Below are 21449 nucleotides of genomic sequence, written 5' to 3'. Positions count from 1 at the left end.
CATGTTCATGACTGAAGCCATTCGTTACGAAAAAGGTCAGGACCAGATCGTCGTCCTGACCATCGACATGCCGGGCCAGAGCGCCAACACCATGAACGCGGTCTACCGCGAAGCCATGGCCGCCTGCGTTGCCCGGCTGATCGCTGAAAAAGACAGCATTGCCGGGGTCATCATCACCTCGGCGAAAAAGACGTTCTTCGCCGGCGGCGACCTCAATGAACTGATCAAGGTCGGCAAGCCCGAAGCCAAAGCGTTCTACGACATGGTGCTGACCCTCAAAGGTCAATTGCGCACCCTGGAGACCCTCGGCAAACCGGTGGTGGCCGCGATCAACGGCGCTGCATTGGGTGGCGGTTGGGAAATCTGCCTGGCGTGCCATCACCGCGTAGCGCTGGACAATCCGTCGGTGCAACTCGGCCTGCCGGAAGTGACGCTCGGCTTGCTGCCGGGCGGCGGCGGGGTGGTGCGCATGGTGCGGATGCTGGGCATCGAGAAAGCCTTGCCCTACCTGCTGGAAGGCAAAAAAGTCCGGCCACAACAGGCGTTGCAGGCTGGGTTGATTGACGAGTTGGCGAAGGATCCCGGCGAACTGCTGAGCAAGGCACGGGCCTGGATTCTGGCCAATCCGACGGCGGTACAACGTTGGGACGTGAAGGGTTATCAGATCCCCGGCGGCACACCGTCGAATCCGAAAGTCGCGCAAATGCTCGCCATCGCGCCATCGATCCTGCGCAGTAAAACCCAAGGCTGTATGCCCGCGCCGGAAAAAATCCTCTGCGCGGCGGTTGAAGGCGCCCAGGTGGATTTCGACACGGCGCACCTGATCGAAACCCGCTACTTCACCGAGTTGACCACCGGCCAGGTCTCGAAAAACCTGATTGGCACGTTCTGGTTCCAACTCAACGAGATCAATGCCGGCGGCTCGCGGCCGCAGGGTTTTGCGCCTTGTGTGACGCAAAAAGTCGGGGTGCTCGGTGCCGGGATGATGGGCGCGGGCATCGCATTTGTCAGCGCATCGGCGGGCATAGAGGTGGTGCTAAAGGACATTACTCTGGCGGCAGCGGAGAAGGGCAAGGCCCATTCGGCGGCGCTGCTGGACAAGAAAGTCGCGCGCGGCCAGATGATTGCCGAGCAGCGTGAGGCGATTCTGGCGCGGATTCGCACCACGCAAAGCGATGCCGACCTGGCCGGTTGCGATCTGATCATCGAGGCGGTATTCGAAGACCGCGAGCTCAAAGCCAAGGTCTCTTCGGCCGCACAAAAAATCGTCGGGCCGGATGCGGTGATCGCTTCCAACACTTCGACTTTGCCGATCAGCGGCCTGGCCACCGCAGTGCCAGATCAGAGCAAATTCATCGGCCTGCATTTCTTCAGCCCCGTGGAAAAAATGCCGCTGGTGGAAATCATCAAAGGCGCTAATACCAGCGACGAAACCCTGGCTCGCGGGTTTGATTTCGTCCTGCAAATCAAGAAAACCCCGATTGTGGTCAACGACAGTCGCGGCTTTTTTACCTCGCGGGTGTTCGGCACCTTCACCAACGAAGGCATCGCCATGCTCGGCGAAGGCGTCAGCGCGCCGATGATCGAAACCGAAGCGCGCAAGGCCGGCATGCCCATCGGGCCGCTGGCGATTTCTGACGAGGTTTCCCTCAGCCTCATGAGCCATATCCGTCAGCAAACAGCCAAAGACCTGCAAGTCGAAGGGAAACCGCTGACAGAACATCCGGCATTTGCGGTGATCGACTTGTTGCTCAACGAATACAAACGGCCCGGTAAAGCGGCAGGAGGCGGTTTCTACGACTACCCGGCCGCTGGCCAGAAACATCTGTGGCCAGAGCTGAAAAGCCGTTTCGAGAAGCCTGACGGGCAGATTTCGCCCAAGGATGTACGTGATCGCCTGCTGTTCGTGCAAGCCATCGAAACCGTGCGCTGTGTGGAGGAGGACGTGCTGATGTCGACGGCGGACGCCAACGTCGGTTCGATCTTCGGCATCGGTTTCGCGGCCTGGACCGGCGGTGCGCTGCAATTCATCAATCAGTACGGCGTGCAAGACTTCGTCGCCCGCGCCCAATACCTGGCCACGCAGTATGGCGAGCGCTTCAACCCGCCAGCGTTGTTGCTGGAAAAAGCCGCAAAAGGGGAGGCGTTTTAAGGGACCGGTGACGCCTCGCGGGGCTTGCCTTGGAACGGTGTTTCGAGGCAGGCTCTGGGGTGTGCATTATTCCCATCACGTGTCAGGTATTTTTTATGTCGTTACGCATCTGCATTCTGGAAACCGACATTCTGCGTCCAGAATTGGTCGACCAATATCAGGGCTACGGGCAGATGTTCAAACACCTGTTTTCGCAGCAACCTATCGCGGCCGAGTTCACGGTCTACAACGTGATGCAGGGCGAATACCCAAGCGATGACCTGACCTTCGACGCTTATCTGGTCACCGGCAGCAAGGCCGATTCCTTCGGCACCGACCCATGGATCGAAACCCTCAGGAAGTACCTGCTGACCCGCTACGAGCGCGGCGACAAACTGTTGGGCGTGTGTTTCGGCCATCAATTGCTGGCACTGTTGTTGGGCGGCAAAAGTGAACGCGCCACCCAAGGCTGGGGCGTCGGCACCCACAGCTACAAACTCTCGGCCAAGGCGCCGTGGATGAGCCCTGTCAGGGAAGAGTTGACCTTGTTGATCAGCCACCAGGATCAAGTGACGTCGCTACCGGAAAACGCCACGGTTATCGCCTCCAGTGATTTCTGCCCGTTCGCCGCTTACCACATCAACGATCAGGTGCTGTGCTTCCAGGGGCATCCGGAATTCATTCACGACTATTCGCGAGCGCTGCTGGAAATTCGCCAGCAAGTGCTGGGCGAGCAAATCTACTCGAAAGGTGTGGCCAGCCTTGAGCATGAGCAACATGGCGCTACGGTTGCGGAGTGGATGATGCGGTTTGTTGCGCACAAGCCAGAAACGGTCTGACGATCACAATACCTGCGGTGAGAGGCTTTCTGTGGCGAGGGAGCTTGCTCCCGCTCGGCTGCGCAGCAGTCGTCATTCAGGCAACGCGATTTGTCTGAAGAATGTTGGGGGGGCGCTTCGCACCCCAGCGGGAGCAAGCTCCCTCGCCACAGAGAACCCAGTTGTTACAACCACCCCGATTTTTTGAAACTCGCCCACAAACCCGTGCATCCCAGCGTAATAAACCCTAACACCCCGAAGTACCCGTAGTGCCATGCCAGCTCCGGCATGTTCTGGAAGTTCATCCCGTAAATCCCGGCCACCGCCGTCGGAAACGCCAAAATCGCCGCCCACGCCGCAAACTTGCGCTGCACCACACTCTGGCGTGAAGCCTCCAGCAGCACCCCCACCTCGATCGTCTGGCTGGCAATGTCGGCCAACGTTGTCAGGTCTTCCATCTGTCGTGTCACGTGAATCTGCACATCACGGAAGTACGGGCGCATGTTCTTGTCGATAAAGGGGAAGCTCAGCCTCTGCAGCTCCTCACCGATCTCCACCATCGGTGCCGCGTAACGACGCAGACGCAACACGTCCCGGCGCAGGCCGTGAAGTTTCTGGATGTCATGTTCATTCAGCGCACTGCACAACACGTTGCGTTCCAGCTCATCGATCTCGGCGTGGATCGCTTCGCCCACCGGCTGGTAGTTTTCAATCACGAAATCGAGGAGGGCATAGAGGACGAAATCTTCCCCGTGCTCAAGCAGCAACGGACGCGCCTCACAACGCTGTCGGACATAGGCGTAGGACGCCGAATGTCCGTTGCGCGCGGTAATGATGTAACCATTGCCGGCAAAAATATGCGTCTCGATGAACTCAAGTTTGCCTTCCTTGCGAATCGGCGAGTACGTGACGATAAACAGTGCGTCGCCAAAGGTTTCGAGCTTCGGCCGGCTGTGCTTTTCCAGGGCATCTTCGATGGCCAGTTCGTGCAGGTTGAACTGGCGTTGCAGGTTGGCCAGTTCCTGGGCGTTCGGCTCTTCAAGGCCGATCCAGACAAAGTGGTCAGGCTTTGCAGCCCATGCGGCGCCTTCGTCGAGGGTGATATTGGTGACTTTCTTACCGGCGCTGTAAACCGCAGCAGCAACAACTCTACCCATGATTCAGGTTCACTTCTTATTAGCAGGTGGCAGTGGCAGGCAATCTTCAGCTTAGCCTTGTCTGATGCTTCAGAGTGAGCGAACTCTGCAGAGTTCTAAAGTGAAAGTTCGAAGGCAAAAGAAAACCCGCACCAGGCGGGTTTCTTTGTTTACGCGGCTTGCAGTTGCCGATCCATCGAAGCGATGCATTCGCGCATCTGTTCGCGGCACTGGGCCATCAGCAGGGGCATGTCGTCCAGGCTCAATCCCGCTGTCGGAATCGCCGGCAGCGAACGAATCAGAATTTTCCCACTGCGCCAGCGGTTCAATCGCATGTGTTTGACGTAACTGCTGACACACACGGGCACGATCGGTACGCCGGCAGCAATCGCCATCTGGAACGCGCCTTTCTTGAACGGCAGCAACTCTTCGCCAAGGTTGCGCGTGCCTTCCGGGAAGACCCAGATCGACGTGTCTTCATGCTGCAAGGTGTGTGTGGTGGTCAACATCGACTGGCGCGCCTTGTGCGCATTGCCGCGATCGATCAACACGTTGCCGGCCAGCCAGAACAACTGCCCGAACAGCGGCACCCACTTCAGGCTCTTTTTGCCGATGCACACGGTGCGGCGGGGCACCACGTTGCCAAACACAAACAGGTCGTAGTTGGACTGGTGATTAGCGATGATCACGCAGCTCTCAGGCTTGTCCATCAAGGGCCCGACATCGGCCTTCACCCGCAAACGCAAAATACACATCGCCGGCCACGCATACAGACGTGCGCACACCCGGCTGTTGTCCGGGTTGAACGGGCGACACAGGCCCAGAATCACCCCAAGCACACCGGCGAGAATAAAGTGCAGGCTCATCAAGAACATACGAAACACAAACAGCATTTACAGGCCCCACCGGGACAAAAGGTGGCGCAGTGTACGGATGTGCACTGTTTTCGGCAATTGCCACTATAGAGGAAGGAGATAGGCGATGTTTGTGCGCATGTTTCCGACTTGTGGGTCAGACGCGTTCTAGAGCAGTTACAGACTTTTCAACACAACGCGTAAGAAAAAGCCCGACACGACGGTCGGGCTTTTCGGTGCAGCCAATCCGGGCTTAACCCAAGTGTTGCTGATCGAGGATGATAGCGTTGTCCAGCGTCTCCAGCAGCGCCTTGCGTACTTTCAACTTGGTATTCTTGTGCGCGGTCATGTTGATCTTTTTCAACTGACGAGCCGCCGCCAGCGCAGCACCTTGCAGCTCTTCGGCTGACACCACCACATCAAGGAAACCAGCATCCACGGCGCTCTTCGGAGTGAACATCTCGCCGTTGATCACCGAGCGATGCAGCGCCGCCTTGCTCAGGCGATCACGTGCGATCTCGATACCGGCGTGGTGCATGGTCATGCCGATCTGCACTTCGTTCAGGCCAATGCTGAACGGGCCATCAACCCCAATGCGGTAATCCGCCGACAACAGCAGGAACGCACCCTTGGCCACGGCATGCCCAGGGCACGCCACGATCACCGGGAACGGGTGCGAGAGCAGGCGACGGGCCAGCGTCGAACCGGCAGTGACCAGCGCCACGGCTTCTTTCGGGCCGGACGTCATCACCTTCAAGTCATAACCACCCGACAAAATCCCCGGTGTACCGGTAATGATCACCACCGCACGATCAGTCACCGCCTGATCCAGCGCAGCGTTAAACGCGGCAATCACGTCGGGCGAGATGGCATTGACCTTGCCATTACTCAAGGTCAGGGTCGCGATACCGTCTTCGAGATGGTAGGAGATCAACTCACTCATGACGCTATTCCTTGTATGAAAGTTGGGGCAGACGTTACCCACCGCGGCAGGCCAGGTAAAGCGCCGTGACTGACCCGCCAGTCACCCTTTCCCCGCCGGGCAAGCGTAGCCCGCCACATCCGCGGCGCATTCCCTTCTATATAGAAGGAGGCGCGAAGCCGGAGATTGGCAGGTTTGCCATGACCCCAAATCCTGTGGAACGACTAAAACGCTAAGCGCATGAAAATTCTGCAAAATAAGTTTGCCATCGGAAAAGGTTTCGACTACATTAGCGCGCCTCGACAGACAGAACTTGTTTGACGAGATACGGTGAAGTGTCCGAGTGGCTTAAGGAGCACGCCTGGAAAGTGTGTATACAAGAAATTGTATCGAGAGTTCGAATCTCTCCTTCACCGCCAAATTCGATGTAACCAGAACCCCTGATTTCGAGAGAAATCAGGGGTTTTGTGGTTTCTGGGGTCTGGATTTTGTGAGTGGCGCTGTCATTTCTGAAGTTTTTGTAGGACGAGTCTCAGGCTTGTAGGAAGTCGTGCCGGAAAGCTTGGCTGTTGGGGCGTTATCAGGTTTTAGTGTTTCTTTGAGCCATCTTGGGAGGGGGTATTCGTTTTGTGCCATAGGGTTCAAGATTAAAAAAGAGCTACACACAAGACGACTCCCTCATTTATTCGGAATGGATTTACGCGTTTATGCAGGATATGACCATGGAACAGGCAGAACTCGAAAAGCTCCACGTAGAGATCGTCAAATTGCTTGCCGAGCAACGCAAGCTGAATGCTGAAGCGGGCAAGATGACCCGTGAAACCTTTTGGTATCCGGTGGCGATAGCCATCGGGATGATGGGTACGGTAGCGACCGTCACTGCGGTGTTGATCAAGTTTCTTTAACGCCTGATTTTCCCCATTCAGTCCCTCGAAAAGCCCGGTCTTCAGCCTCGCCGCCCACCTGTTAGACTGCCCGAACCCCTCGAACGGAATCGACACAATGCCTCGCCTTGTAAGTGACCAAATCCGTGGTCGGCACGCTGGGTGCGATGTTGGTAGCTGAAGGGCAAATCGATGCGAACAAGCCTGTCGCCAAATACGTTCCCGAACTGGCGGCCTCTCCGCGTTTGGCAGCGCCACGGTGCGTCAGGTCCTCGACATGACCACCGCGCTCAAATACAGCGAAGACTATGCCTACCCGAACGCCGAAGTCTGGGCGCACGCGAAAGCCGGCAGTCCATTGCCCGAGCCCAAGGACTACACCGGGCCGCGAAGTTACTACGAGTTTTTGCAGACCGTTCAACTGCAAGGCGAACACGGCAACGCGTTTGGCTACAAGACCGTCAACACCGATGTCCTCGGCAGGATCATTTCCCGAGCGACCGGTCGCAACGTTGCGCAGTTATTGTCGGAGCGCATCTGGAGTCGTTTGGGCGCCGAGCAGGATGCCTATTTCACCGTGGAGTCCATTGGTACCCCGTTTGCCGGTGGTGGCTTGAATACTGGTTTGCGAGACCTTGCCCGGTTTGGCGAGATGCTGCGCAATGACGGCCAGTTCAACGGCCAGCAGGTCGTACCCAAAGTCGTCGTGGATGACATTCGTCGGGGTGGCGACAAACAGGTTTTTGCCAAGGCCGGTTATGACTTGCTGAAGGGCTGGAGTTACCGCTCGATGTGGTGGGTGACGGACAAGGAGGGCGGGGCTTTCATCGCGCGCGGCGTTCATGGACAGCGCATCTATGTCGATCCGAAAGCCGAGATGGTGATTGTTCGTTATGCCTCGCACCCGGTTGCCAGTAACTTGGCGAATGATCCGGTGACGTTGCCAGCCTTTGATGCGTTGGCCGCGTATTTGTCGAAGTTGCCTGTTTATTAAGAAGGAATACCCATGATCACCACCACAACCCACGCCATCGAAGGCCGCCAAATCACCGCCTACCTGGACATCGTCAGCGCCGAATCGGTGCAGGGCGTTAACGTTATCCGCGACATGTTCGCCGGGATGCGGGATTTTTTCGGTGGGCGTTCTCAGACGTTGGAGCGGGCGTTGAAGGAAGCGCGGATTCAGGCGACTGACGAGATCAAGGAGCGGGCGCGAGCGCTTCAGGCGGACGCAGTGGTGGGGCTCGATTTCGAGATCAGCATGCCGGCCGGCAAGGGCGGGATGGTGGTGGTGTTTGTGACGGGGACAGCGGTCAAATTGAAGTGATCGATCAGTTTGATCCCGCGGTGTTTTATCGGTCGGGACGCGGGCCATTCGTCGGGCATGCAAAAATCTGAATTACAAGTCCGGTAATGACCGGCTAGTCTCAAAAGCCTTGGTGGTCGATATTTTTCAGGCAAAGGGCTTTGCCGGTGTCGACCCTTTTTGAGAGGGGAAGCGGTATGGCTGATCCGTATATCGAAGACGACGGGGCTGAATTTCCAATCAACAATTGCGTTAAATGCGGCCAGACAGACTATGTATCGGGCTTCGGGGAAGACCCGGTCCAGATCAGCAAAGTGAAATCGACAGTGCCCAGAGGGCCGAAGGCGAAATTTCTGCCGAGAGTGGCGGCCCCTTCCAGGAAGTAACCGTTAACCGGACAAACCCCGCCATTGAGCGGGGTTTTTCATTGATGCAGTACCGATTATCGGTTGAAAACCGGGCTGCAGACGCTAGGTGGTGGTGGCCGTTTATTTTTCACAAACTTTTCACACCATCGCCCGTAGTCTCAAACCATCCGTTAGAAAGCAGTACCTGGCCCGTTCCCCAGCGGGCTTTTTTTTGCCTGTCATAAAACCTTTTTCATAAAAGCTGTCCAACCGTCGCTAATTGCGAGGTGCGGAGGTTTTTATGTGGACGTTTCGTGCGCTAAAGCATTCAATCCCCGCCTTTCGTTTATCCCCCTATTTTTGAGGTTTTCGTCATGCGTTTAACACTGCCTGCACTGGTTCTTGGGCTTCTGGTTGCTCAAGGTGCGATGGCTGCCAGTGATGGCACCGCGGCAATCGGCGGCGGTCTTGGCGGCGCGCTGGGTAATGTGGTCGGCCAAAGCATGGGCGGCAGCACCGGCGCAGCGATTGGTGCGGGCGTAGCGGGCGCAGCCGGCAGTGCGGTTGCAGCACGCAAAGGCCACCGTACTTCCGCTGCCATTGGTGGTGGCGTTGGCGCGGCCGGTGGTTCGGTGATCGGCAACAGCCTGGGCGGTAAGAGCGGTTCCACCATCGGCGCTGGTTTGGGTGGTGCTTTGGGCGGCGGCGTTGGCAGCAACCTGGCCAACGGTCACAAGCGTCACTGATCCTGAACGATCAGCATCGAAGAGCCCGGCTAAACGCCGGGCTTTTTCGTTAATGAACGATTCTTTGACCCAAGCCTCAAAGGTCGTATACCCCCGAAGAACAAGAGGCGTCATATGACTCCGGTTAACAACGGCAAAAAGTGTAGAAACATCAGCGTTCGAAGTCTGGCGCTTTCTGCGTTTGTGATTGGACTGTTCGCGGCTCAAGGTGCAATGGCGGCCGGCGACGGCACCGCAGCAGTGGGTGGCGGTCTGGGTGGTGCGTTGGGTAATGTCGTCGGCGGACAATTGGGCGGCAGCACAGGCGCCGCTATCGGCGCGGGCGTTGGTGGTGCGGCGGGTAGTGCGGTCGGGGCGAGCAAAGGCAATCGCAACGAGGCGGCTATTGGCGGTGGTTTAGGTGCGGCAGGCGGCTCGGTGGTTGGCAACAGCCTCGGCGGCTCGACCGGTTCGACCATCGGCGCGGGCCTTGGTGGCGCCGCAGGTGGTGCAGTCGGGAACAATCTGGGCGACGATGGCAACAATGGCGGTTCACATTCCGGCCACGGAAACGGTCACAAGCATAAGCACAAAAACAAGAATCACTAATACGCTCTCGAATAGAAACCCGGCCTGGTGCCGGGTTTTTCGTATCTGCCATTCGCAATCCGGAACGATTGGCCACAGGCAGTCTCGAACTTCATACACACCCCAACATTGCGAGGCATGCCATGACGCCGGAAACCGAAGGCAAAGAACAAAAAGGCCCGAGCGGGCTTCCGTTCATCAACGACCCTGGCAATGAAGATCCGGGTTCACTGATGGACGACGCCACGGTGCCCCTCAACGATTCTGATGACGCGGGCGATGTGGGGAACCTTGAGTACGAAGAAGAGGATGAAGACGTCGATTGATGTGTTCTGTTTGACCGATCGTCTCTCTGATCGAACAAACAACCCCGCATCACGCCTCGAACTATCAGGGCCTGCTATTCAGGCCCTTTGAGAGGTGCTTATGAACGCAGACCCGAAAGACACCGAAACCGACGACACCCCTGAATATCCGCTGCCTTCACCGACCGATTCGTTGAGTCGCGATCAGCGTCCGCCGGATGACGATACGGCGGTGGAACAAGTGCCCGCTGATGATGTGAGGCGCGGTGATGTCGAGGCGGATCCTGAAGATCCGGATATTGCCGGAGAGGATTATTCGGGTGAGCCTAGCTGAATATGTCGCTCGTCGATTGAGTTGCACCTATAAAAAGTGAGCGCTGCCAGATCGGGTATACACTTTTTTTAGATGCGTCATGGTCAGTACAAAATTAACAGCCCTGATCATTACAGGGCTGTTGTGTGTTGGCTCGTTGAGTGCGCTTGCTCAATCCAAAGGGAACGATGCGCCTGTGGATAAAGGTGGGGTGCCTCCGTCGACTGAAATGAATGCGAGTTCTGCGGATAGGGCTGGAAAATCTGGTAGTTTCGGGGGGGGGGGAGTGGATCGGTTAGTTAAAACTGACTGTCCACGAATGTCGGAGCCCAAGAGTCGAACTGGGCTTTTCCTGAGGTGAGGTCTACTCGTTGATGCGATTAGACCAAAACCATTGCAGGAAAAATTCTTCCTGAAGATTGGGGTCGTTAGTTAGATTTTTTTCTTCGTAATCAAAAATATTCACGATATTACTTAATAATGCTTGTTTTCCAAGCGTGAGTTCGTACGCTTTCACTCCAAGTGACCTCTGTGAGGACATTGTAGAAGGATGCACCTTAATTTTTGCGCCTTTACACAAGAAAATTACATTAGGGTGATCTGCTCTGACTTTTCCAAGGCATTTGTAAAAATCATTACCTACGTAAGAGTTTTGGTATCCGTCTGCCATTGTGAAGGTTATGGTCAGGTTCTTTGGGTCGCAGAGAAGCATGGCGGTTTGACGCTCACCGTTTTTGCATATTGAGTTTTTAATGGTATTCATAGGGGGGTTGGCTTAGGACCAAAAAAGCTTATCCAGTGTCGGTAAAAATCTATTTGCTCCGAAATATCGGCAGTGATGTCTTTATCCTCGAAATCAAAAATGTGGACGATGTCCTTACGTCTCGCCTGTTTCCCCAGTGTCATTTCGTAAGCCACAGAGCCATTACTCATTTGTGAGCACATTCTCGAAGGGTAAACGTTTAATTTTGCTCCTTTGCAAAGAAATTTTATTTCAGGAAAGTCTCGACGTATTTTTGCTAGGCATAAGTATAAATCGTCGCCGCTATAGGTTCTTTTGAAGCCATTGTCCCTTATGAGGGTTAGTGAGCTAATGCGCTCTATGAGTGATGCAATCTCAAAAGTATCCCCGATTTGTAGGGTTATTCGATGCTTCATTTGTATCCAATCTTGTGTAGTGGGTTTAAAAAAGCGTCTGGACGCTGAAATATTAGATGTTTATTTTTTTGGATTTTAATAAGCTATCTATGTTGTTTTCAGAGTTTGTCTGGGGCTGACTGCGCCAGTGAGGCGATCCAGTTTTTATAGAATGCATGCTGCTTATTGATGTCGTTGGTGATGTCCTTGTCCTCGTAGTCAAAAATCCGCACGATGTTTTCTTCTTCGCTAGGTACTCCAAGCTCAAGCTCATATGCTACTAATCCGTTGGACATTTGAGACGACATTCTTGAAGGATGAACGTTTAATTTTGCCCCTTTGCACAAAAAATTTGTTTCAGGGAAGTCGGCTCGTAGCATGCCAAGGCAAACATACAGATCATAGGATGTATAGGATTTTGTAAAGCCGTTTTGCATTATGATTGTAAGCGTCAATTTTTTTCTGTCACATTCGATCGTAGCTGTCTCTACTATGCCGTGGTTACTGATAAGTATTTCAATGGTTTTCATGTTTATTTCCTGAAAGGATTAGGTATCGAATAGCCTTTGTAGCTGCCATCTGCATGTACCGGTGTGGCTCCGACAATGTCTTTGTTTTTCATTCCTCCCGGAAACGCTATTTCTATCTCCCGCCTATGTGGCGATATCAAACCCAGTTCTTTATTTACATCAATTCCGCGGATATTTTTTAATACATATACATATCCCTCTTCGAAGCCGAAACCGGTGGCAAATTTTTTAGCCTCATGCTCAACGGTGGAAGAGCTGACAAAGTAACTAGGGGGCTGCGATTATCCAAAGCATGAAGGTAAAGGTCCGTACTTTCCCCCAATGGTTCGAATCCAGCCTCAAAAATTTCCCATGGCTCTCGACTGTCGCCTCGGTACAAATAATAGTTCTCTTGTTTAGGTTTTGGATTTTCAGGCTCGGCATTACTACTAAGCTTCCCCGCCGGATCCTCCTCCCCAAACGCCGGCCGCTTACACCCATCCCCCCCAGGACACTCATTCAACCCCAACGGATCAACCCACCCCGTCGGATTTCGCGTGTACTGATACCCGTTCAACCCACCCTTTAACCCACTCGGATCCGGCGTCAAATACCGCCCCACATCCGGGTTGTAATACCGATGCCGGTTTTAATGGAGCCCCGTCTCCGCGTCGAAATACTGCCCTTGAAACCTCAACGGTTGATCCAGCACCTGATGCGTATCGCGGTTCAACCGGGTCAGGCGGCCGTAGGCGGTGTATTGCGCGGCCCAGATGATGTCGCCGCTGTAGTCGGTGAGTTCTTGCGGGGTGCCGAGGTGGTCGAGTTGGTAGTAGAACGGGCAGGCCTGGCGTGGGCCTTTGCCGTCGAGCATGGCGAGGGGGCGGAAGGTGCCAGGTTCGTAGAGGTAGCTGCGGTGGTGGTCCTGGCTGTGTTCGGCGACGAGATGGTCGCCTTGCCAGAAGAACTCGGTGGTTTTGCCGTCGACGGTTTTTCTGATGCGACGGCCGAAGGCGTCGTAGCGGTAGGTCGCGCAGGTGCCGTTGGGCAGCGTGGCACTGATTAACCGGTGCTGGCAGTCGTAGCGGTATTCGGTGACGAGTTTTTGCGCGGTGCCGCGGCGTTCGCGGATCAGGTTGCCGAAGGCGTCGTAGTCGAAGTGGCGGTCGCCTTGCATCAACAGGCGATTGCCCTTGACGGTGACCGGGCCGGGGCGATCCTGCATCAGCAGGTTGCCGGCGGGGTCGTGGGCGAAGCTTTCGGGTTGTTGATCGCGGGAGTGGCGGACGCGGATCAGGCGGTTGAGCGGATCGTATTGGTAGTTGCGTTGGCCATGGCGGGTGTCGGCGATGGTGTCGAGGTTGCCGTTGGCGCTGTAGGCAAAGTCGCGCCGATACAGCGATTGCTGATTTTGGCTTACAGCGTGGGCCATCAGTCGACCTTGTTCGTCGTGGTCGTACTGACTGCTCAGCTGGCCTTGCTGGCGTTGTAATTCGCGGCCGAATTGATAGGTATGGCTTGTGAGGCGGGTGCCATTGAGGTCAATGGCTGTCAGCGCACCCCCCTTGGCACGGTGGTAACCGATTTTGCTGTTGTCTGGCAGGCGCAGGTAGTTGAGTCGGCCGCACGCGTCGTAGCCGTAGCGCAATGTGGCCCAGCTCTGGTGTTCAGTGATCAGCCGGTTCTGAGTGTCGTATTCGAATTCCAGCGGGTGATCGTGGTTGTCGTCGACGCTGACCAAACGGCCCAGGCTGTCGTAGTGGTATTCGACGTTGATGCCGTCGGGCAGGGTTTTGATCAGCAGGCGACCGACCGAGTCCCGCTGGTAACGGGTCATCAGTTGCGAGCCGTCATCGCCGAACTCGGTTTTTTCCAGCAGATGACCATTGAGGTCATAGGCATACGCAGTGCGTCTACCGTCAAACCCGACTTCCTGTCGGATCAATCCGCCGGCCGTGTAATCCAGTCGATAGTGTTCGCCGGACTCGTTCTCGATTTCGGTCAGCAGAAGCCGTGCGTTGTCATAGCGATAGTGCAGATGCGTGCCGTCGGGGTTGATCCGGCGGCTGACCAGGTGCAGGTCATCGTCGTACTCAAAGCGCGTGACACGCCCCAACTCATCACGTTCGGCGGTGATTTTGCCGTAGGCGTTGTAGCTGAAGGATCGGCTGGCGCCAGTAGGACGCGTCGTCTGGAGCAATCGGCCAACGGCGTCCCATTGGTAGCGAGTGACAGCGCCATGTTCATCCTGACGGGTAATTTGCCGTCCCAGAGCGTCGTAGGAAAACCTCCGCTGACCGCCGTCTGGCAGGGTTTCCTCGATCAGTTGCCCGATAGCATCCCGAACGAAAACATGACGGCTTCTGTCCGGATAACGGATCGACAGCAGTCGTCCTTGAGCGTCGTAGTGGTGGTGAGTGACCTGGCCGTCGGGGTCGATGGATTCGGTGACATCGCCCTGAGCATTGCGTTGATATTTCCATACCGCCTGACCGCGATAGCGCGCATGCAGGAAACCGTTGCGGTATTCGTAGGACGTTGGCTCATCTTCAGGTGGAATCAGCGCAATCAGCCGCCCGAGATCGTCGTAGCGGTATTGAGTAATCGCCCCTAGCGGTCCCTGTTCGGCAATCAGCTGACCCTTGTGGTCATAAGTCTTGAGGTGCTCGGCGCCATCCGCCCCGCCCCGGCGCACCAAGCGCGCCGTATCGTCGTGGACGTAAACCTCCTCGCTGCCATCGACGTTTTTAACCCGTACTGCGCCGTTGTCGTCCCAGGCATAGCGCGTGTCCATCTGCGAAAACGTCGCCCAGTGCCTTGTACATCGAGCCGCTTTGCCGGACCGTTCCCACTCCCAAAAGAAACTCGCTCCACCGGCCAATTGCCGCTGGAGAATCACGTGTTGGTCGTCGTAGTCGTATCGTTCGCTTTCCCCGGCGGCGTTGGTCGCTTCGATAAGACGCTGTCGCGCGTCGTAGCGGTAGGCAACCAGCGTTTGCTCTGTACGCCAGGCGTCGTCCGCAGTGTCGACAGGGTGAAACGATTGATACTCGACCGCGACGATGTGCCGGCGCTCGTAGCGCAATAGCAGCGAACGACCGGCACCGTTGTCGAGGCGCTGAATGCGATCCTGCCGGTCGCGGGTGATGTGCAGCCGGTTGTTGTAGGCGTCGCTTATCGTGGTCAGCCGGCCATTGCGGAAGTGATAAAACCGCACCGTCTCGCCAGCGAGGGCGAGCACCAGTTCCTCTGGCTGGTCCCCCAAATAAATCGCCGCCCGCGACAGGCTGTTATGAATGGCCGGGCGTTCCACGCTGGGCAGCGGAAACGTCGTGCGGCGGTTTTCATGGTCGATCCAGACGACCTGTTCTGCGTCCAGCTCCAACCGATGCGCCAGCGAATGACTCCAGCCCCAACCCAGGCCGCAATCGATTTGCACAGCGCTGGTTCTGTACAATCGGGTGAACGCAAACGGCAGTAAACCGTTGAGCGATCCATCGTCCAGGGTCAGCAGCTCTTCGCCGGTGACCATCGACACCGGGCAGCCATTGGTGCAAGTCAGTAGAGAGCAATCGGCGCTGTCGCCGTTGGGGTTTTTCGCCTGGTCGGAGGCGTCGTCACGCTGTTCTTGCCGGCTAAGGCGAGTCTTGGCTGCGGATTTGTGGCGAGCAATGGCGACCGGGTTGTTGACCAACACGACCGGCGCAGAGCCGGCACTGATCTGTAACGGCACCGCAGGCGCAGGGTTCAGCGGCGCATTCCGGATGTTGACGGCGAGGGGCTTGAATACAGCCGCATGGGGCGTCAGATCGGATAGGGTAGCCAGTCGCAGACTCGCGGCTGCCAGCCATTTACGCGCTCGCTCCGATTTGATCGTGCTAAGCACCTTGGCACTGATACCGACCTTCACCCCTACAGACCCCGTGTAGCGTGCCAATAGGAGTCCGATCAATATCCCTGTACGAATTTCCGCCACAACTTCGGCGATGTGCTGCGGTGGCATCATCCGCAGCCAACTGGTGAACGCCGCCAGATGGATGAACATCAGCGGCTCGTCACTCAACACCAGCAACAGATTGGCAATCGATTCAGCTGAGGCGTTCAGCAGCGTTTCAAGCTCGATCTCGGTCAGGTATTCAAGGAGCTTTTCGCTATTGGCTTGCAGGTCGGTGATCAGCTCGTAAATCTGCTTCACGTCGTCCCACAAACCATTGAGCGAGTTCTCGAAACCGCGCCAGTCAGCCTGTTTCAGCAGGCCGTAGCGCTTGATGAATCCGGCCTCGGAGAACTCGGCCCATGACGCTTCGAATTCAGTCGCCCACTCGTTGCGCAGCCAGTCTTCCAGGCCGTCGATGACGCCTTGATAGGAGGCGTACAGCGCTTTGACATGGTCAGTGGAAACATTCGGAAAGAAGGTGATGCGGTAACGTTGACCTCGGTCGCAGTCGGGGATTTCGAGAATGCCACTGGGGCCGATCTCGTGGTTGACCGGCTCGCCATAGGTGCCGTCAGCGTTCAACGGCTCGAGCTTCACCGGCGTATTGCCAATCGGCACGAATCGCGCTGCGTCGAACATGTGCACCAGCGTCAACGGGCCGTTGGCCGGGCACGCCCCGACGGTGGAGCTGACAGGTGCAGTGGAATGCTTTGGCGCGACCAGCCGGACTTCATTGCCGACCTTGAACACCTGCTCGATATCCAGCGCGTTGCCGGTCCAGAAACTCTCCGCCCAGGCGTCGTAGTCGTTGAGGCACAGTCGAAAGTCGGCGAGCAGCGCCTCGACGTCCGGCCGCTCAGGGTTCATGGCGGCGACCACCAGCAGCCCGATGGTGTTATTCAAGGCCAGTAGCTGGTCAGGTACGAACATTCGCATTCCCTCGCGCAGATCAAATGTGAGCGCGAGACTTTGCTTGGGATCAGCGGGTAAAGAAGTCAGGAAAAGAGGCGTTTTATGTAGGGGAAGTCGCTAAATGACGACCAGCACTTTTTGTAACGGTCGGGCATTGCCCGTTGCTCAATGTCGGCCGTGCTCGCTATGCTGCTGAATCCTTTAATCGATCACGGACCCGGCTACACCTGAGCCGTCTCTGGGATGTCATTTGAAAACGGATCCGATGCGATGAATGCACCGCTCAATCAGTTCGGCCCGATCAAGGCTGTGATTTTCGACATGGACGGCTTGTTGCTGGACACCGAGGGCATTTATACCGAGGTCACGTCGCTGATTGCGGCGCGTTACGGCCGGGTTTTCGACTGGAGCATCAAGCAAAACATTATCGGCCGTGGGGCCGGTGATCTGGCGCGCTACGTGGTCGAGGCGCTCGATCTGCCGATTACCGCCGAAGAGTTCCTGGTGATCCGCGAGCCGTTGATGCGCGAGCGTTTTCCGGCCGCGCTGGCGATGCCGGGTGCTGAGGAGCTTGTGCGGCACTTGAAGGCCAACAACATTCCGATTGCAGTGGGCACCAGTTCTTCGCGTCAGTCGTTCGGGCAGAAAACCACGTTGCACCGTGACTGGTTTGCGCTGTTCGATTTCGTCGTGACGGCCGATGACCCGGAAGTCGGCGCAGCCAAGCCGGCGCCGGATATTTTTCTCACCGCCGCGCGGCGCCTGGGCATCGCGCCTGAGGACTGCCTGGTGTTTGAGGATTCGCCGTTCGGTGTCACCGCGGCGAAAGCGGCGGGGATGACTGCGATAGCCATCCCCGACGCGGCCATGGCGGATGAAAAATACGCACATGCCGATGGCATTCTTCGTACGCTGAAGGCGTTCACGCCGAGTGCATGTGGCTTACCGGCCCTCGAATGGGCCTGAAGTGATAAACAAACAAAAACGCCGGCAACCTGTTAAAGGTTGCCGGCGTTTTTGTTTCGATCAAGCCGTGGATCAGGCGCCGAAACCACCGTCGATGGTCAGGCTGGCCCCTGTGATGTAACCGGCTTCCGGGCCGACGAGGTAGGCAACGAAACTGGCGATTTCTTCGGCTTTGCCGTAGCGACCCACTGCCATCAACGGGATCAGGCTTTCCGCAAAGTCACCGTCGGCCGGGTTCATGTCGGTGTCGACCGGGCCGGGTTGTACGTTGTTGATGGTGATGCCGCGTGGGCCGAGGTCGCGGGACAGGCCTTTGGTCAGGCCGACCAATGCTGCTTTGCTCATGGCGTAAGGGCCACCACCGGCGAAGGGCATGCGGTCGGCGTTGGTGCTGCCGATGTTGATGATGCGACCGCCCTCGGTCATGTGCGCGGCAGCAGCCTGGGTGGCGATGAACACGCTGCGCACGTTGATGGCCAAGGTCTGGTCGAAGTCTTCGAGTTTGAAGTCTTCCAGCGGCGCAACGGCCAGCACGCCAGCGTTGTTGACCAGGATGTCCAGGCGACCGAAGGCTTTAACTGTAGCGCTCACGGCGTTGCGGATGGCTTCTGCGTCGGCGCTGTCTGCCTTGATGGCCAGCGCTTTGCCGCCGCTGCTGGTGATGCTGTTTTGCAACTCTTCGGCTTTGGCCGTGGAGCTGACGTAGGTGAAGGCAACGGTCGCGCCTTCAGCGGCCAGGCGTTTGACGATGGCGGCGCCGATACCGCGGGAACCGCCTTGAATCAAAGCCACTTTGCCGCTGAGGTTCTGAGTAGTCATAACGATCTCCAAAGTCCCGAGGCGAGATGCCTCGGTTGATGGAGCCTAGTATCAATTGAGGCTCAGGCACTGAGTAGACGGTAATTGCGATAGTCTGTGTAAACCAAAAGTTTATAGTGGCGCGTATGGAAACCTTCAGCAGTATCGAATGCTTTGTGCGCAGTGCTGAGGTTGGCAGCTTTGCCGAAGCTGCGCGGCGCTTGAGCCTGACCCCGGCTGCGGTGGGCAAGAGTGTGGCAAAGCTTGAGGCGCGGCTCGGTGTGCGGCTGTTTCAGCGCAGCACACGCAGCCTGACGTTGACCGAGGCCGGTCAGATGTTCCTTGGCGAAGTCAGCTCCAGCCTGCACACAATCCAGAATGCCGTGGCCAATCTGGCCAGCGCTGAAGGCCGACCGGCGGGGACGCTGAAGGTCAGCATGGGCACGGTGTTCGGGCGTTTGTATATCGTGCCATTGCTGGGGGAGTTTTTGCGGCGCTTTCCGGCGATCAATCCGGATTGGCATTTCGATAACCGTCAGGTTGACCTGATTGCGCAGGGGTTCGATGCGGCCATTGGCGGTGGTTTCGATCTGCCCCAAGGGGTGGTGGCGCGCAAACTGACACCGGCGCATCGGGTGCTGGTGGCGTCAGCCGGTTATCTGGAGGCACATGATGCGATCGCCGAGCCCGATGACCTCAAGCACCACGACGGCATTCTGATTCGTTCGCCGCAGACGGGTCGGGTGCGTTCCTGGCAGTTGACCAGTCGCACGCAGCAACACAGTCCGCTGACGCTGAAGGCGCGAATGACCATGAGCGATTCGGAAGCCGCGTGCGCGACGGCCGCCCAGGGGCTGGGGATTGCGCTGGTGAGCATGCCGTTCGCCTCGGGGTATCTGGAGGACGGAAAACTACAGCGGGTTTTGCCGGACTGGTATGTTGACGATGGCAACATTTCGATCTATTACGCGGAACACAAACTGTTGCCGGGCAAGACCCGGGCGTTTGTGGACTTCATCATTGAGCAGTTTGCGGAGCGGGGGCTGGGGCGCAGGTTTAGCGCGGTTTGAACCCTGGCTTGGACCGGGGTGCTGCCATCGCGGGCAAGCCCTGCTCCCACAGGGTTAGGTGTAACGACACAGAACCTGTGGGAGCGAGCCTGCTCGCGAAGACGGACTCACATTCAACATGGATGGCGCCTGACACGACGCCTTCGCGAGCAAGCCCGCTCCCACATTTGGATCTCACATGGCTCGGGATCAGGACTTGCTGATGATATTCCCGGCATGCAACCCGCATTCTTTCTGCGTCGCCTCTTCCCACCACCAGCGACCTTCGCGCTCATGCTGGTTCGGCAACACCGGACGGGTGCACGGTTCGCAGCCAATGCTGATGAACCCACGCTCGTGCAGACTGTTGTACGGCAGCTCCAGCATGCGGATGTAGCCCCAGATCTCTTCGCTGGTCATTTGCGCCAACGGGTTGAATTTGTACAGGGTGCGCTCGGGTGTAGAGAACGCGGTGTCAATTTCCAGCACGGCAACGGCGCTGCGGGTGCCGGGGCTCTGGTCGCGGCGCTGGCCAGTGGCCCAGGCGGTCACGCCGGACAACTTGCGGCGCAGCGGCTCGATCTTGCGGATGCCGCAGCATTCGCCATGGCCGTCCTTGTAGAAGCTGAACAGGCCTTTTTCCTTCACGAACGGTTCAAGTTTCGTGTAGTCCGGCGACACCAATTCGATGTCGATCTTGTAGTGATCGCGCACCTGCTCAATGAAGCGGTAGGTCTCTGGGTGCAAGCGGCCGGTGTCGAGGCTGAACACCTTAACGTTCTTGTTCAGCTTCCAGGCCATGTCTACCAGCACCACGTCTTCGGCGCCGCTGAAAGATATCCACAGGTCATCGCCAAACTCGGCGAACGCGAGTTTCAGGATGTCCTGAGCGGATTTGTTGGCATAGGTCGTGGCGAGTTCCACGACGTCGAACGTTGGGCTCATCAGGGCGGCTTCCTACAGGTCGGTGGCGCTGGGCGCTCTATATGGCTGCGATGGTAACAAAATCCTGCAGCCGCTGGCGCGTCCTCTGCGTTGCGCCGGTCAGCCCGAATCGCTAGAGTTCGGCAGTCTTTTTGCTCGCTCGACTCAATAATCACTACAAATGGGAGTGTCTTGTGGAAATTGCCTGTCTGGATCTTGAAGGTGTACTGGTCCCGGAAATCTGGATCGCTTTCGCCGAAAAAACCGGGATCGAATCGCTCCGGGCCACCACTCGGGACATTCCCGATTACGACGTGCTGATGAAACAGCGCCTGCGAATCCTCGACGAACACGGCTTGAAACTCGCCGACATTCAGGAAGTGATCGCCACGCTCAAGCCACTCGATGGCGCCATCGAGTTCGTCAACTGGCTGCGCGAGCGCTTTCAGGTGGTGATTCTGTCAGACACGTTCTACGAGTTTTCGCAGCCGTTGATGCGCCAGCTGGGCTTCCCGACGTTGCTCTGCCATCGACTGATTACTGACGATTCCGGTCGGGTGACCAGCTATCAGTTGCGTCAGAAAGATCCCAAGCGTCAGTCGGTTTTGGCCTTCAAGAGCCTTTACTACCGGGTGATTGCAGCGGGGGACTCTTACAACGACACGACGATGCTGGGTGAGGCGGATGCGGGGATTCTGTTCCATGCGCCGGACAATGTGATTCGCGAGTTTCCGCAGTTCCCGGCGGTGCATACGTTTGAGGCGCTGAAGCAGGAGTTCATCAAGGCTTCGAATCGGGCTTTGAGCTTGTAACATCATTTTTGTGGTGAGGGGGCTTGCCCCCGTTGGGGCGCGAAGCGGCCCTAAAAACAGGCGACTGCTGCGCAGT

19 protein-coding genes, 1 tRNA gene and 2 pseudogenes are annotated in these 21449 nt (G+C 56.9%); 14 read left to right on the top strand and 8 right to left on the bottom strand.

The genetic code is table 11. The features are described from left to right. Window positions 1–7 precede the first annotated feature (7 nt). Window positions 8–2152 (top strand): 3-hydroxyacyl-CoA dehydrogenase NAD-binding domain-containing protein, encoded by a 2145-nt coding sequence (locus EAH78_RS08585; protein ID WP_140667178.1) that lies wholly within the window; start codon window positions 8–10, stop codon window positions 2150–2152. Window positions 2153–2247: 95 nt separating this feature from the next. Beyond that, window positions 2248–2970 (top strand): amidotransferase, encoded by a 723-nt coding sequence (locus tag EAH78_RS08580; RefSeq protein ID WP_140667177.1) that lies wholly within the window; start codon window positions 2248–2250, stop codon window positions 2968–2970. 164 nt (window positions 2971–3134) lie between these two features. Here EAH78_RS08580 and EAH78_RS08575 read toward each other — a convergent pair whose 3' ends face one another. The 3 genes from EAH78_RS08575 to EAH78_RS08565 all read right to left on the bottom strand — a co-directional run bounded on the left by EAH78_RS08575 (window position 3135) and on the right by EAH78_RS08565 (window position 5882). After that, entirely contained in the window at window positions 3135–4106 is a 972-nt protein-coding gene (locus EAH78_RS08575; protein ID WP_140667176.1) for a magnesium and cobalt transport protein CorA, read from the bottom strand. Between the two features lie 149 nt (window positions 4107–4255). Beyond that, entirely contained in the window at window positions 4256–4978 is a 723-nt protein-coding gene (locus tag EAH78_RS08570) for a 1-acylglycerol-3-phosphate O-acyltransferase (RefSeq protein WP_140667175.1), read from the bottom strand. Between the two features lie 214 nt (window positions 4979–5192). Continuing rightward, a complete protein-coding gene (locus tag EAH78_RS08565; RefSeq protein WP_140667174.1) occupies window positions 5193–5882 on the bottom strand; it encodes a crotonase/enoyl-CoA hydratase family protein in 690 nt (229 codons plus the stop codon). Window positions 5883–6190: 308 nt separating this feature from the next. Between EAH78_RS08565 and EAH78_RS08560 the strand changes: the two genes are divergently transcribed. The 9 genes and pseudogenes from EAH78_RS08560 (at window position 6191) to EAH78_RS08520 (ending at window position 10350) form a co-directional block, all read left to right on the top strand. Then, window positions 6191–6280: transfer RNA gene (locus EAH78_RS08560), tRNA-Ser, on the top strand. A gap of 303 nt (window positions 6281–6583) precedes the next feature. After that, window positions 6584–6766 carry a hypothetical protein gene (locus tag EAH78_RS08555; protein WP_140667173.1) on the top strand — a complete coding sequence of 61 codons (183 nt, stop codon included), beginning with the start codon at window positions 6584–6586 and terminating at the stop codon, window positions 6764–6766. A gap of 113 nt (window positions 6767–6879) precedes the next feature. Next, window positions 6880–7739 (top strand): annotated as a pseudogene (locus tag EAH78_RS08550) (serine hydrolase domain-containing protein); the annotation flags it as partial. 12 nt (window positions 7740–7751) lie between these two features. Beyond that, a complete protein-coding gene (locus tag EAH78_RS08545; RefSeq protein WP_123434228.1) occupies window positions 7752–8072 on the top strand; it encodes a YbjQ family protein in 321 nt (106 codons plus the stop codon). A 176-nt stretch (window positions 8073–8248) separates the two neighbouring features. Next, window positions 8249–8437, top strand: coding sequence for a hypothetical protein (locus tag EAH78_RS32615; protein ID WP_140667172.1), 189 nt, complete (start codon window positions 8249–8251; stop codon window positions 8435–8437). A gap of 335 nt (window positions 8438–8772) precedes the next feature. Beyond that, the gene (locus EAH78_RS08535; protein WP_140667171.1) at window positions 8773–9144 is read left to right on the top strand and encodes a bacteriocin; all 372 of its coding nucleotides are present in this window, start codon (window positions 8773–8775) and stop codon (window positions 9142–9144) included. A gap of 114 nt (window positions 9145–9258) precedes the next feature. Beyond that, window positions 9259–9732, top strand: coding sequence for a glycine zipper domain-containing protein (locus EAH78_RS08530; protein ID WP_161599674.1), 474 nt, complete (start codon window positions 9259–9261; stop codon window positions 9730–9732). 122 nt (window positions 9733–9854) lie between these two features. After that, window positions 9855–10037, top strand: a complete 183-nt coding sequence (locus EAH78_RS08525) for a hypothetical protein (RefSeq protein WP_027922531.1) — start codon at window positions 9855–9857, stop codon at window positions 10035–10037. A 100-nt stretch (window positions 10038–10137) separates the two neighbouring features. Further along, window positions 10138–10350 carry a hypothetical protein gene (locus EAH78_RS08520; protein WP_140667170.1) on the top strand — a complete coding sequence of 71 codons (213 nt, stop codon included), beginning with the start codon at window positions 10138–10140 and terminating at the stop codon, window positions 10348–10350. A 343-nt stretch (window positions 10351–10693) separates the two neighbouring features. Here EAH78_RS08520 and EAH78_RS08510 read toward each other — a convergent pair whose 3' ends face one another. From EAH78_RS08510 to EAH78_RS08495, 3 genes and pseudogenes are all read right to left on the bottom strand, one after another. Further along, on the bottom strand, window positions 10694–11092 hold the full coding sequence (locus EAH78_RS08510) for a hypothetical protein (RefSeq protein ID WP_140667168.1): 399 nt from the start codon (window positions 11090–11092) through the stop codon (window positions 10694–10696). 493 nt (window positions 11093–11585) lie between these two features. Next, window positions 11586–11996: a hypothetical protein gene (locus EAH78_RS08500; RefSeq protein ID WP_140667166.1), complete on the bottom strand. Its 411-nt coding sequence runs from the start codon at window positions 11994–11996 to the stop codon at window positions 11586–11588. A 2-nt stretch (window positions 11997–11998) separates the two neighbouring features. Next, window positions 11999–16842, bottom strand: a pseudogene (locus EAH78_RS08495) (RHS repeat-associated core domain-containing protein). A 252-nt stretch (window positions 16843–17094) separates the two neighbouring features. On the opposite strand from EAH78_RS08495, the gene EAH78_RS08490 reads away from it, so the two are divergent. After that, window positions 17095–17790 carry an HAD-IA family hydrolase gene (locus EAH78_RS08490; RefSeq protein ID WP_140667165.1) on the top strand — a complete coding sequence of 232 codons (696 nt, stop codon included), beginning with the start codon at window positions 17095–17097 and terminating at the stop codon, window positions 17788–17790. Window positions 17791–17862: 72 nt separating this feature from the next. On the opposite strand, the gene EAH78_RS08485 is transcribed toward EAH78_RS08490, so the two are convergent. Next, window positions 17863–18609, bottom strand: a complete 747-nt coding sequence (locus tag EAH78_RS08485; RefSeq protein WP_140667164.1) for a 3-oxoacyl-ACP reductase family protein — start codon at window positions 18607–18609, stop codon at window positions 17863–17865. A 125-nt stretch (window positions 18610–18734) separates the two neighbouring features. On the opposite strand from EAH78_RS08485, the gene EAH78_RS08480 reads away from it, so the two are divergent. Beyond that, on the top strand, window positions 18735–19658 hold the full coding sequence (locus EAH78_RS08480; protein ID WP_140667163.1) for a LysR family transcriptional regulator: 924 nt from the start codon (window positions 18735–18737) through the stop codon (window positions 19656–19658). A gap of 189 nt (window positions 19659–19847) precedes the next feature. On the opposite strand, the gene EAH78_RS08475 is transcribed toward EAH78_RS08480, so the two are convergent. Continuing rightward, window positions 19848–20582 (bottom strand): phosphoadenylyl-sulfate reductase, encoded by a 735-nt coding sequence (locus EAH78_RS08475; RefSeq protein WP_140667162.1) that lies wholly within the window; start codon window positions 20580–20582, stop codon window positions 19848–19850. 173 nt (window positions 20583–20755) lie between these two features. Here EAH78_RS08475 and thrH point away from each other — a divergent pair, with 173 nt between their 5' ends. Then, complete coding sequence (thrH, locus tag EAH78_RS08470) at window positions 20756–21373, top strand: bifunctional phosphoserine phosphatase/homoserine phosphotransferase ThrH (RefSeq protein ID WP_123434240.1); 618 nt, start codon at window positions 20756–20758, stop codon at window positions 21371–21373. The last annotated feature ends 76 nt before the right edge of the window (window positions 21374–21449 follow it).

The organism is Pseudomonas arsenicoxydans (assembly GCF_006438915.1).
GTDB lineage: Bacteria > Pseudomonadota > Gammaproteobacteria > Pseudomonadales > Pseudomonadaceae > Aquipseudomonas > Aquipseudomonas arsenicoxydans_A.
Note: the sequence above shows the minus strand (reverse complement) of the source record. Positions and strands in the feature narration are given on the sequence as shown.

What these genes read in the sequence shown, in the direction of transcription:
- EAH78_RS08510 (WP_140667168.1), bottom strand. Translation starts at nt 11,092, where the DNA reads ATGAATACCATTAAAAACTCAATATGCAAAAACGGTGAGCGTCAAACC.
- EAH78_RS32615 (WP_140667172.1), top strand. Translation starts at nt 8,249, where the DNA reads ATGGCTGATCCGTATATCGAAGACGACGGGGCTGAATTTCCAATCAAC.
- EAH78_RS08575 (WP_140667176.1), bottom strand. Translation starts at nt 4,106, where the DNA reads ATGGGTAGAGTTGTTGCTGCTGCGGTTTACAGCGCCGGTAAGAAAGTC.
- EAH78_RS08480 (WP_140667163.1), top strand. Translation starts at nt 18,735, where the DNA reads ATGGAAACCTTCAGCAGTATCGAATGCTTTGTGCGCAGTGCTGAGGTT.
- EAH78_RS08530 (WP_161599674.1), top strand. Translation starts at nt 9,259, where the DNA reads ATGACTCCGGTTAACAACGGCAAAAAGTGTAGAAACATCAGCGTTCGA.
- EAH78_RS08525 (WP_027922531.1), top strand. Translation starts at nt 9,855, where the DNA reads ATGACGCCGGAAACCGAAGGCAAAGAACAAAAAGGCCCGAGCGGGCTT.
- EAH78_RS08475 (WP_140667162.1), bottom strand. Translation starts at nt 20,582, where the DNA reads ATGAGCCCAACGTTCGACGTCGTGGAACTCGCCACGACCTATGCCAAC.
- EAH78_RS08520 (WP_140667170.1), top strand. Translation starts at nt 10,138, where the DNA reads ATGAACGCAGACCCGAAAGACACCGAAACCGACGACACCCCTGAATAT.
- EAH78_RS08500 (WP_140667166.1), bottom strand. Translation starts at nt 11,996, where the DNA reads ATGAAAACCATTGAAATACTTATCAGTAACCACGGCATAGTAGAGACA.
- EAH78_RS08555 (WP_140667173.1), top strand. Translation starts at nt 6,584, where the DNA reads ATGGAACAGGCAGAACTCGAAAAGCTCCACGTAGAGATCGTCAAATTG.
- EAH78_RS08535 (WP_140667171.1), top strand. Translation starts at nt 8,773, where the DNA reads ATGCGTTTAACACTGCCTGCACTGGTTCTTGGGCTTCTGGTTGCTCAA.
- EAH78_RS08545 (WP_123434228.1), top strand. Translation starts at nt 7,752, where the DNA reads ATGATCACCACCACAACCCACGCCATCGAAGGCCGCCAAATCACCGCC.
- EAH78_RS08570 (WP_140667175.1), bottom strand. Translation starts at nt 4,978, where the DNA reads ATGCTGTTTGTGTTTCGTATGTTCTTGATGAGCCTGCACTTTATTCTC.
- EAH78_RS08490 (WP_140667165.1), top strand. Translation starts at nt 17,095, where the DNA reads ATGAATGCACCGCTCAATCAGTTCGGCCCGATCAAGGCTGTGATTTTC.
- EAH78_RS08485 (WP_140667164.1), bottom strand. Translation starts at nt 18,609, where the DNA reads ATGACTACTCAGAACCTCAGCGGCAAAGTGGCTTTGATTCAAGGCGGT.
- EAH78_RS08585 (WP_140667178.1), top strand. Translation starts at nt 8, where the DNA reads ATGACTGAAGCCATTCGTTACGAAAAAGGTCAGGACCAGATCGTCGTC.
- EAH78_RS08565 (WP_140667174.1), bottom strand. Translation starts at nt 5,882, where the DNA reads ATGAGTGAGTTGATCTCCTACCATCTCGAAGACGGTATCGCGACCCTG.
- EAH78_RS08580 (WP_140667177.1), top strand. Translation starts at nt 2,248, where the DNA reads ATGTCGTTACGCATCTGCATTCTGGAAACCGACATTCTGCGTCCAGAA.